At 64.7% G+C, this 10,899-nt stretch carries 9 protein-coding genes and 1 pseudogene; all 10 read left to right on the plus strand.

Annotated elements, in window-relative coordinates; genetic code table 11:
• Nucleotides 1-275 (plus strand): annotated as a pseudogene (locus ACESNG_RS15335) (radical SAM protein); the annotation flags it as partial.
• Nucleotides 276-298: 23 nt separating this feature from the next.
• Nucleotides 299-2,731: a UvrD-helicase domain-containing protein gene (locus tag ACESNG_RS15340; protein WP_373069621.1), complete on the plus strand. Its 2,433-nt coding sequence runs from the start codon at nt 299-301 to the stop codon at nt 2,729-2,731.
• A 239-nt stretch (nt 2,732-2,970) separates the two neighbouring features.
• Nucleotides 2,971-3,306 carry a hypothetical protein gene (locus ACESNG_RS15345; RefSeq protein WP_373069623.1) on the plus strand — a complete coding sequence of 112 codons (336 nt, stop codon included), beginning with the start codon at nt 2,971-2,973 and terminating at the stop codon, nt 3,304-3,306.
• Nucleotides 3,291-3,818 (plus strand): hypothetical protein, encoded by a 528-nt coding sequence (locus ACESNG_RS15350; RefSeq protein WP_373069624.1) that lies wholly within the window; start codon nt 3,291-3,293, stop codon nt 3,816-3,818. The genes ACESNG_RS15345 and ACESNG_RS15350 overlap by 16 nt, the downstream gene beginning before the upstream one ends.
• A gap of 12 nt (nt 3,819-3,830) precedes the next feature.
• Nucleotides 3,831-4,757: a restriction endonuclease gene (locus ACESNG_RS15355; RefSeq protein WP_373069626.1), complete on the plus strand. Its 927-nt coding sequence runs from the start codon at nt 3,831-3,833 to the stop codon at nt 4,755-4,757.
• Nucleotides 4,758-4,761: 4 nt separating this feature from the next.
• Entirely contained in the window at nt 4,762-5,256 is a 495-nt protein-coding gene (locus tag ACESNG_RS15360) for a Swt1 family HEPN domain-containing protein (RefSeq protein ID WP_373069628.1), read from the plus strand.
• A gap of 44 nt (nt 5,257-5,300) precedes the next feature.
• Nucleotides 5,301-5,813 carry a uracil-DNA glycosylase gene (locus tag ACESNG_RS15365; RefSeq protein WP_373069630.1) on the plus strand — a complete coding sequence of 171 codons (513 nt, stop codon included), beginning with the start codon at nt 5,301-5,303 and terminating at the stop codon, nt 5,811-5,813.
• On the plus strand, nt 5,810-6,523 hold the full coding sequence (locus ACESNG_RS15370) for a DUF429 domain-containing protein (protein ID WP_373069632.1): 714 nt from the start codon (nt 5,810-5,812) through the stop codon (nt 6,521-6,523). The genes ACESNG_RS15365 and ACESNG_RS15370 overlap by 4 nt, the downstream gene beginning before the upstream one ends.
• Before the next feature lie 126 nt (nt 6,524-6,649).
• Entirely contained in the window at nt 6,650-9,199 is a 2,550-nt protein-coding gene (locus ACESNG_RS15375) for an AAA family ATPase (RefSeq protein WP_373069634.1), read from the plus strand.
• Complete coding sequence (locus ACESNG_RS15380) at nt 9,192-10,517, plus strand: McrC family protein (RefSeq protein ID WP_373069636.1); 1,326 nt, start codon at nt 9,192-9,194, stop codon at nt 10,515-10,517. Before ACESNG_RS15375 ends, ACESNG_RS15380 begins: the two co-directional genes overlap by 8 nt.
• Nucleotides 10,518-10,899 lie beyond the last annotated feature (382 nt).

Consider the following 10,899-nt stretch of genomic DNA (forward strand, 5'->3'; position numbering starts at 1 on the left):
AAGCGGGCATCGACTGCGCCATCACGATGACCCCACTCCTGCCGCTCGAGGACCCTGTCGCCTTTGCCGATCGCCTCGTCGCGACCGGCGTTCGACAGTTCGTCGTGCAACCGTTCCACGCCGAGCGCGGGCGCTTCGTTGTAGGAACCCGTGACCAGGCCCTGGCTCTGGTTCGGGAGATGGACTGGACACCGGCGCGGTATCAGGCAGCGATCGAGACGCTGCGCGATCGCCTGCCGACGCTGGCCGAGGGCCGAGAGGGCTTCGCCCCGTGAGTTCTCTTGGGCCAGACGCGAACTTGGACGCGGCCCTGGGGCCCTACGCCGAGATCGTCGATCGCACCGTTGCTCAGGCGTGTGCCCGCTTGATCAGCGAGAACTCGTGGTCCGCTTGGGAAGTCAGTCAGGGGCTCCAGGAGCTCCTCGAGCTCGGCAGCAACGGCGACTGTTGCTACGACCGACCGAGCATCGGCGTGAGCTACGCGCTCTGGTACCACGGTCGTCGGTGCCACGACGCACTGGCCGTCCTCGCCCCCTTGGTGTTGAGTTCGACCGATCCGCTCGATGTGCTCGACATCGGTTGTGGCACTGGCGCAGTGGCCACGGCCCTGACCGTGCTCTCCGGCGCCGCTGAGGCCGCCGGTCTTCCCCACCCAGAGCAGATTGTGGTGCGAGGGGTCGACGCCAGCCCGTTCATGGTGCAGACGGCGCGCCGGGCTTTCGGCGAGCTCATCACCGCAATTGATGCCAGCGGTCGCCGTCACACGCGAGTGACGGCTTCGTTCGAGGTCGGGTCGTGGATGGACCTACCACCGTCGACGGCGACCGATCTCCTTGTCGCTGGGTACCTGTTCGACCATTCCGACGCTGAGCACGTCGACGAGTTGGCCAGTCGGTTTGCCCGGCTCGGCGAGTCAGCAGGTTGTCAGCAGGTGATCGTGTCGACGTCTTGGAAAAAGCGGGACGTGATGGACCGGGCGTTAGGGGAGTTCGAGGCAAGAGGCTGGCGACTCGGCCCCGTCGAGGTCCCAGGCCCGTTCTGGGAGGGCGATCTGGCGCATTGCGATGCAGTTCGCGCGCCCTGGTACAGGGCGACCGGAGAGGTTTCGCAGGGACTTCTGCGGAAATCTCCGAGCTGGCGACGGGATTCACCCGTGGTGACTGCATGCGAACCGAGCGGGGCGGCAGGGGCGACCCTCTTCGGCCCGACCGGCCCGACCTTGCTGCTCGACGACGAACAGGACGAGGCGGCTACGCCCGACGACCGTCTCACCGTCATCGTGGGCTCCGCTGGTTCGGGGAAGAGCCGCGTCCTCGCCGAGCGCGTCGTCCGAACTCTTGAGATGACGAAGCCGTCCCTTCAGCCGAACATCCTTGTCACGGCGTTCAACAAGGCCGCGGTTGACCAACTCGCTGGGTGGGTCGCCGAGCGGGTTCAGCAATCATCGATCGTGGCCATTGACCGGCACGAGATACTCAAGGATGGGCATCACCGAATCGAAGCGAGGGTCGGTTCGGCGTCGGCTCGGGTGACACTTCTCAATCGTGATCGGATCGCCACACAGATTCTCCGTCGGTCCGGAGGCGGCCAGATCGAGCCTTGGAAGTCGGTCATGAGGGCACGGAAGGACCTTCTGATCGAGCAACTCGGCCAGAAGGAGGTCGGGCGGCACGACGCACACCTCACACCGGAGTTCCTCGCCGCCGAGTTGGAACGGGTGGTACTCGGCGAAGGAGCGGTGACCCGGAAGGAGTACCTGACCGTCGATCGAAGGGGGCGCATCAAGGCATTGCCTGCCGCGACGCGCAGCATCGTCTGGGACATGGTGATGGGTTCACCCCGGCCCGTCTCCTTCACCCATCCCCGCATCGATGCCTTCACTGCCCATCGCGCACGGGTCGATGCCGAGGAGCAACTGGCGGTGACGAAGGAGTGGACGCACGTGTTCGTCGACGAATGCCAGGACTTCACGGCCAGCGAGATCCGCCTGCTGGGTTGCATCCCGCCGGATCCACGGCGCCTCGTCCTCGCCGGCGACGAGGCCCAGTCGATGCACCTGGGTTCGAGTTATCGACGCCCGGGCTTCAGGACCCGCCAATGGAAGCGGCACGAGCTGGGAGGGTCGTACCGACTTCCTCTGCGGATCTGTGAAGCGATCGAGCCCCTCAGCATCGAGCTTCTGAGGGCGCATCCCGAGTCTGATCGTGAGGAACTCGACTCCATCATTCCGGAGTCACGTAAGGCTGCGGTGTCAGGTCCTCGTCCTGTTGTCCTCGACGGTGGCAGCCCGACGTGGGGCGAAGACCTTGCGGCAGTTCTGGACGCTTTCCGACCCCTGTTGCCGAGTACGGCGAAGCCGAGCGTGACCATCGTCGAGCAGGACCAGGAGGTCGTTGCTGTAGTTCGAGCGTCCACGCCATGGGCGGATGTGAACGCCGAGTCGATGCTCTCGATCAAGGGGCTCGAACGAGAGGTCGTGATCTTCTCGGACAGGGCACGGTTCGACGGCGATGAATCGACCGGCCAGTGGGTGTACACGGCGCTCACCCGACCGATGACGCTCCTGATCGTGGTGCTGTGGCCCGGGTCCAACGCAGCCACCAAGGCCGTCCTCGGTCGTCTTCGGAAGGACCGCCTTCTGTTCTGGACCGAGAGTGCCCGAGAGGCATTCGAGGCCGCTAGGCGCCTTCGCGGTACGGACGCCGACCCGTTGGCCCCGGCGACGTTGTAGCCGCGAGATCTGCGGCTGTTGAAGCAACGGGCTTGCCGAAGCCAGCGACGACCACAAGCTCCCCTGCGTCGTGGCCCGCTAAGGCCGCTACGACCTGCTCGCCATCGACGAACTTGGCTACGTCCACCTCGACCAACACCCCACCGAACCCCTCTTCCAGAATCCCCACCGAACGAGAAGAACGCGCCTCGATCGCCGTCGCCCACGAGCTGGTTCTTCACGACGACATCCCTCTGCTGTTGAGCCCTGACGAATGGGTGGAGACCGGGGCGGTGGAGTACCGCTACGGCGTCGCCCATCCCGAGACCTACGCCCTGATGCTCGATCGGTGGGGGCACGTCGCTCAGAGCCCTCGCAAGTACACGGTGACCTCGTTCATCGGGGTGACTCTTGGCCATCTCAGTCGTGCCACCAACGTCACGCACCAGTCGGGGCCGGGGACTGGCTTCTTCTTCTTCAACTCGCGAGTCGGTTATTGGATGCTTGAGCCCGTGGCCGAGGAGATGACGGTTGTGAGCTGGGAACTTCTGGCGGTCCCGGAGGGCTACGCCCCCGACCAATGGCCGCTGGTGTGAGTCTCACGGGCGGTATCCAGAACGGCTGCCGGCAGACCCCGCTGCTGCCCGTCGGTGCCGACCTGGTGGTCGGGGCTAGGCGAGAACCTCGCGACCAATCGCGGGGTCTCTGCGAAGGGTCGGCAGCGAGGTCCCTGCGTTGCGTAGCGTGGGAGAGCCATGAACTCAGCCGACAATTACTCGAAGACCGACACGCCACCCTCGCCGGGTTCGTCGAGCTGGCCGAGTTCCTCCAGGGCCTCGACGTTGAGATCCGAGGTGGCCTGATGGCCAAGTACGACCCGCTCAGGGACTATCTCGTCGCTCGAGCCGAGGCGCTGGTGAAGCTCTCGTTCTCCGAGGTCGAAGGGATCATTGGAGCTGCCCTTCCGGCGTCGGCACGGCAGTACCAAGCGTGGTGGGCCAACGAGGCCAGCGGGAACCACGTGGAAGCCAGAGCGTGGCTCGACGCGGGGTATCGAACGGCGAAGCTTGACCTCAACGCTCAAGTCGTCGAGTTCCATCGGGTCTGAGGAGGATCGAACGTGGCGAACGAACCAGGGATCAGCACTGCGCGGCAAGGCGAGCTGTTGCGAGCGGTGTTCCAGACTCTTCTCGACAACCCGAACGGGTTGCCTGGTCGCGAGGTGCTCGACCGCATGCAGGAAGTGGTCCCGTTCACCGAGTACGAGGCAGGGCACTACCCGTCCAACCCCAATGAGCGCCGCGGTGTGATCGCCACCCGCTTCTACACCGTGAACTGCGTCAAGGCCGGATGGCTGAAGAAGGCGCGGACTGCTTGGACGGTGACGGAGGCAGGTCGGGAGGCCTTCGAGACTTACTCGGACCCTCGCGACTTCGCTCGTGAGAGTTCGCGCCGCTACCAGGCATGGAAGAAGGAACAAGAGGATGCTGGGGGGACTACCGGCGACATCGCCGTGGACCTCGACGCCGTATCGTCGGAGGCGGAGGCCATCACCGAGACGATGAGCGTGGAAATCGCCGAGGAAGCAGCGTGGGGCCATATCCAGTCGCATCTGTCGGTCATGGACCCGTACGACTTCCAGGATCTCGTCGCTGCGCTGCTGAAGGCGATGGGCTACCACGTTGGTTGGGTCTCGCCTCCCGGGCCCGACCGAGGCATTGACATCGTCGCCTATACCGATCCGCTTGGGGCAACTGGCCCTCGGATCAAGGTCCAGGTAAAGCGCCGTCTGGAAAAGACGAACGTTGACGGGGTCCGGTCCTTCCTTGCGGTCCTCGGCCCGCACGACGTCGGTCTCTACATCTCGGCCGGGGGCTTCACATCCGATGCCGAACGGGAGGTGCGGAGTCAGGAGAATCGGCGGATCACACTTATCGACATGGAGAAGCTTTTCGACCTGTGGGTCGAGCACTACGGCGCCATCGACGACGGTGAAAAGGGCCTGTTGCCCCTGCGTCCTGTGTACTTCTTGGCCCCCACGGACTGACCTGGTGGACGAACCTGGGAACGCCAACGCCGTTGGCGACGCGATCAAGATCGCCGCCGTCGAGCTTCGGTCGTGGATGGAGGAACGCCTCGGGGTATGGCCACCCGATCAACGCGACGGGGTCGCGCACTACGACCCCTACTACCTGATCTCGGTCCTCCGTGAGCGGTGGCTCACGGAGTTCTCGCAGGCGTTCGGGTCCGATGGACATGCCCTTGTCGCCGACTACCGCACCATGCGGAATCGATGGGCACACCACGTCCCGTTCGATACGGAGGACACCCTCCGCTCGATCGACTCCTGCCGCCGGATCCTCGAGTGCATTGGCCCATCCAAACCCGATGAGCTGCACGCGGGTGAGTCCGGCATCGGCAAGCGTCCGGCCGAGGAACCCGCTACGCATCCCTCACGGACCCCTCCGGTCACCGCCGGATGCGGTCGCCTTCGTTCCGCGACGAGCAATGGAAACACCGCTTCGATCCTCACGTCGGCCCAGTGAACAACCTCGTCGACCGGTTGACCGAGCAGCGTGACGGAAGCTGGATGCCCTACATCCCCCCGTATGACGGAGGCGTCGAGGCTGGGATCGTCCTTCCGTATCAAGACCCGGGGAAGATGACGTCGACCGAGCACGGTGGCTCCGGGTTCCTCGGCTGTGAGAACGACGACCCATCTGCGCAGTTGGTGGGGGAGTGCCTTGATGCGGCAGGGCTGAACCCGCGACGGGTCACACCGTGGAACGCCTACCCGTGGTTCCTTCCTGACCAAGGCGGCCTCAACACTCGGATGGTCAAGGAAGGACTTGAACCGCTGCGTCAGTTGCTCGGGTTGCTGCGCGACGGGCACACCGTGGTGACGGGTGGTACGAAGGCCCACGACTCTTGGCGGCGCTTCACCGAAGAGTTCCCCGATGAGGCTGCGCGATGGCGCCACATCTCGACGTTCCACACGAGTGGACGAGGTATCACCAACGGCGGGCGGCAGACCAAGGCCGACGGCGTGGCTCTTGTGGTGGATGCCTTTCGTGATGCTTCGACATCACCTTCGTCCTCATGACGCTGCCGGAGATCGAAATCGATACCTCCGGGCCCGGCTCTGGGCGGGTGGTCGGCATTGATGCGGCAGGTAAGCACGGATGGATTGGTGTGGTCGTCGATGGGGACGGCTTCCGGGATGCCCATCTCGGTCCGCTTTGCGAGATCGTGGCGTGGGCCGAGCCGGTCGGGGCGATCGGCATCGATATCCCGATCGGACACGTCGCCGTCGGGCGACGTCGTGCCGACACCGAGGCGCGTGCCTTCATCGGTCCTCGCCGGTCGAGCGTGTTCCCAGCCCCACCCACCGAGGTTCTGACGGCGGGTTCCTATGAGGACGCCAACGCGACGCTCACAAGCCTGGGTCTGCCGAAACTGTCCCAGCAGGCATGGGCACTCATCCCCAAGATCGTGGAGGCCGCAGCGCTGGCCGAGTCGGACGACCGGGTCTTCGAGGCCCACCCGGAGGTCTCGTTCTGCGAGCTGGCGGGACACCCCCTGGCGTGGTCGAAGAAGTCATGGAACGGGCTGCTTCTGCGGCGCCGTCTGCTGGCAGACGCCGGCATCGTGTTGCCTGACGTGATCCCTGAGGTCGCAGGTGCCGTCGCCGACGATGTCGTGGATGCAGCTGTCGTTGCTTGGACCGCCCGACGAATCGCGAGGGGGACCGCTCGTACTCTCCCTGACCCGCCTGAGGAGTCCCTCCAGCGTGAGGTAGCGATCTGGGTGTGAGCCCCCGACCGCAAGGCGCGCTTCGATGAGAGACTCCTGCGCAAAGGGGGCAGCATGTTCAATCCGGCAGCAAGCCGCTTCGTAGCGGGAAAACCGTCGGCGTGTTGAAGCCAACGGCGGCGGCCCATGGCCGCAGAGGGAGTGGACGAGATGGATGCCGAGACCCTGGGGTCGATCGAGGGCGCGGTGGCGAGTTGGGACCATGCACCGGAGCGGATGGAGAACGCTCTGAGGCTTCGGGAGGAGTTCGTCGAACGGTTCCCGCTGGCGATCTGGCCGGAGTTGTCGCTCGAGTCATACGCACTCGGTCAGACCACCGAGGGAGGGACGATCTCGTGGTGGATGGAATTCCACACTCGCGCCCTTGCCAGCATGAGCGGTGGGTCGTCGAACAAGCATCTGATCTTCCGGCGCAAAGACGGCTCCTGGCGTTATCCGAACGGCTTTGCGTCCGTGGACGATGCCTGGATCGCGCTTCGAGCGGGGTTCGTTGAAGCCTTCGAGGCAGCAGCCGAAGGCAGATACGACGAGATCGATTCGATCAGTGCCCTCTCTGGCGCCGCGGCCCTTCGAGTCAAGCTTCTCTACTGCTACTTCCCCGACGCCTTTGTGCCGGTGTGCTCGAAGGCTCACATCGACCATTTCCTGAAGACGCTCGGGGAGCCGGCATCGGCGTGGACGACGGTTGTGGCGAACCGCGATCTCCTCGCTGCTCTTCGTGAGGTGCCGGCGCTCGCAGGTATGCCGACGCAGGAGCTGGGGCTCTTCCTCTACCACTGGGCCGCCCCGAAGACGGGTGCTCGTGTGTTCAAGATCGCCCCGGGCCAGCTGGCCAAGTACTGGAATGACTGCCTCGCCGGTGGCTACATCTGTGTCGGGTGGGACGAGGTCGGTGACCTCACCGAGTTCGGGTCGAAGGAGGAGTTCCGCGATGCCTTTCGCGAGCACTTCCCCTACAACGGCAGCGAACCCCAGGTGGCGCGGAAGTCAAACGAGCTGTGGACGCTCTTCGGGCTCGAGCGCGGTGACCAGATCATCGCCAACAAGGGCACCTCTGAAGTTCTCGCGCTGGGGACGGTCACCGATGCTGGTTATCAGTGGAATAGCGAGCGAGAAGAGTTCCGCCACACGGTTGGCGTCGACTGGGACGTGTCGAAGGCGCGGTCCATCGATCCGGTCAAGGCCTGGCAGACCACCACGGTCTCCAAGGTGTCAGCGGCGCTCTATCGCTCGATCTTCAGCTCTGATGGGGGTCCAGCCGGAAACCCCGTCGATCCTGTGGATCCGCTTTACCGTGCGATCGAGGAGGCACTCGACCGGAGGGGGCAGGTAGTTCTCTACGGCCCGCCCGGTACCGGCAAGACCTTCCATGCTCGGAGGGCTGCGGTATGGCTCCTCGAAGGCGGAAGCGAGGACCCAAGGTCGGCGGCGCTCCTGGCTGATCCGGAGCTCATGGCCGAGCGGGAGGAGGCCCTGAGCGTCAGCGCTGGGGTCGATCGCCGCGTGTGGTTCATGGTTGCCAACCCGGCGCATTGGGCCTGGGCCAACCTCTTCAAGGACGGGAGCGTCGGGTACTCCCTGGGCCGCCTGAAGCGAAACTACGAGCAGGTGCGCGCCGGCGACCTGGTTGTCGCCTACGAGTCGACTCCCACCAAGCGGATCGTCGGGCTCGCACGTGTGACATCCGAATATGACCCAGACAGCGAATCGGATGAGGCCCTTACTCTTGAGCCCGTCGCCCAGATCCCGGATGGATTGACCTATGAGGATCTTCAGTCGGATGGCGTACTCGTGAACAGCGAGCCGGCTCGCTTCAGATGCCAGGGCACTCTCTTCGCCCTCACAACGGTCGAGGCGGACCGTATGTTCAACCTCCTTGTCGAGCGCAACCCTGGGATCTCCATCCACCTAGCAGCGCGGGTGCCACGGCTCACGCGCGTCACGTTCCATCCCTCCTACACCTACGAGGACTTCGTCGAGGGCTTCCGGCCGGTTGCAACTGCCACTGGACAGGGCCTCGAACTCGCGCTCACTGATGGCGTCTTCAAACAGGTGTGCCAAGCAGCGGCTGCAGATCCTGCCAACGACTACGTGCTCCTGATCGACGAAATCAATCGAGCGAACATCCCAAAGGTCTTTGGTGAGCTCATCACCTTGATCGAGCGGGACAAACGTGGCCTGACGGTCCGGCTGCCTCAGAGCTCAGAGGCGTTCTCGGTACCGGCCAACCTCAAGATCATCGGCACGATGAACACCGCGGACCGGAGCATCCACCTCTTGGATACCGCCCTGCGCAGGCGCTTCGCCTTCGTCGAGCTGCTGCCCGATTCCGATCTGTTGGCAGGGGCCACGGTCGGGCCCCTCTCCCTGGCGGTGTTCCTGGACGCGCTGAACGCTCGGGTGCGCGAGCTCGTCGGTCGAGAGAAGCAGGTGGGGCACGCCGTCCTCATGGACAACGGTGTCGCTGTCGAGAGCCCCGAGGCCTTTGCCTCGGTGTTCCGCTACGAACTGCTCCCGCTGTTGCAGGAGTACCTATACGAGAACTATCAGGACCTTGCAGCTCTCCTTGGCCCGGTGGTCGATCCGGAGACCGAGCGCCTTGTCGCAGAGGCCGCAGACCCCGAGTTCCTCGCGGCGAAGCTTGCCGAGCACCTCAACGCCGAGGCCGATGCCTAGTCCTCGGCTCGAGATCCAACTCGGTGAGTACCAGCGCGGCTGGTTTGATGTGCCGTCTCCCTCGCCGGCTGACCTGCAGCTCAGCGAGCGGCTCGCTGGAAGCGGAGGGGCAGGCGGACGGCTCACGGTTCGGTGGCTGATCGGCGGGCGGGCTGAGATTCTGGCGTCGTCATGGGTGGGTGTTGCTCGCTTCTCGAGTTTCGATGTGCATGTGACCCCCAAGTACGTCGGAGGGGCACTCGGCGTGCTGCAGATGTTGGAGTACGCCTCGAGCGTCGACCTGCTGCACCGCCTCGGGGGGCGTGCAGTGCTCGCCGAAGGATGTCATCTGCTCGATTTGATCTGCCTGCTCCTGGTCGAGGAGGCCGAGGCCTTGGTCCGCGCGGGTTTGCTCCGTAGCTATCGCCCCGAGTCAGAGGCGTTGCCAGTGCTGCGTGGCCGGTTGAGGTATCGAGACCAGTTGATCCGGCGGTATGGCCGAGTCGACGTGCTCGAGTGTGACTATGACGAGTACGACGCCGACATCGCCGAGAATCGGCTACTTGCTGCGGGCCTCCTCAGGGCCAGGGAGCGGGCGACGGACCGGTCGATACGAGCCGCGGCGTCCCGGCTCAGCGGGATTCTCGAGGACGTTTGTCGGCCGATCCACTCCGACGTTGGTGCCTATGAGCAGGAGATCGCCTACGGCCGCCGCAACGCCAGCTATCAGCCGGCTCACGAGTTGGCGAAGCTGCTCCTTTTGGGCACCGCGTTCGACGATATCTTCAACACCAGAGGCGCCGGGGTTGGGGCTTTCCTCATCAGCATGAACCCGCTCTTCGAGCGCTTCGTAGAGCGGCTCGTGACCACGTCGTTGGCTAACGACGACCAACATCGGGTCCTGGCTCAGCATCGCGTACCGACGGTTATCCGGGACGAAGGCACCGGCCGCACCTACTCACAGATCAGGCCGGACATCCTCGTCGAGGCAGCGAGCCCGCCAGGCCGGATTCCCATCGACACGAAGTACAAGCTCTATGACGCGAAGAAGCTGAGCACCGATGACATTTACCAGTCGTTCCTCTATGGGTTCGCGCTGTCGACGAATCCATCGGGTGCTCGGGCCGGGATCGTCTACCCGTCGGCCGCGGGCGACAAGGGAACCGTTCTGACGATCCACCAGGTCGGAGGACCGGCCGTCGCCCGTGTGGCTGCAGTCGGGTTGGATGTGCCCTCGACATTGACGGCTCTGCGCAATGGAAGAGGAGGGGAGGTCTACTCATCTGTCCGCGGGATGGTGGCCGCGATCGCAGGACGCGGGGTGTTGCCCGGTGGCTGATTTCGCCGTACCGGGCGGGCAGCGCCCCTGTGGGCGTCCTGCCTTCGGTGCTTCAGTGGGCTGCCTTACCTCGAGGATCGTTGCGGCGAGCGATGATCGGGATCACCCAACTCCGCCGCACGGGGCGCCCTGACGGGATCACGACAGCGTCTGGATTTTGCCTCTGGTGATACCCCGGGTTGATGGTCACCTGCTGCGAGGGAACGTAGTCCTCGTGTCTATCCGGCAGCGCGGAACGCGGTGTAGCGCTCGTCGAGGCGGTCACGGTCGGGTCGGTCTGCGGTCTTGGTCGGCAGTGTGATCACGTTGCCGTGGAGGTCCTGGAGGCCGTGGCGGAGCATCGGTCCGTCGACCTCGTCGAGGATGTCGTGGCGGATCTCTA

This window comes from Gemmatimonas sp., from assembly GCF_041689975.1.
Taxonomy (GTDB): domain Bacteria; phylum Gemmatimonadota; class Gemmatimonadetes; order Gemmatimonadales; family Gemmatimonadaceae; genus Gemmatimonas.

Coding starts and splice junctions, on each gene's coding strand:
- ACESNG_RS15370 (WP_373069632.1), top strand. CDS start 5,810: ATGACGCTGCCGGAGATCGAAATCGATACCTCCGGGCCCGGCTCTGGG.
- ACESNG_RS15365 (WP_373069630.1), top strand. CDS start 5,301: ATGCCCTACATCCCCCCGTATGACGGAGGCGTCGAGGCTGGGATCGTC.
- ACESNG_RS15350 (WP_373069624.1), top strand. CDS start 3,291: ATGGCCGCTGGTGTGAGTCTCACGGGCGGTATCCAGAACGGCTGCCGG.
- ACESNG_RS15380 (WP_373069636.1), top strand. CDS start 9,192: ATGCCTAGTCCTCGGCTCGAGATCCAACTCGGTGAGTACCAGCGCGGC.
- ACESNG_RS15375 (WP_373069634.1), top strand. CDS start 6,650: ATGGCCGCAGAGGGAGTGGACGAGATGGATGCCGAGACCCTGGGGTCG.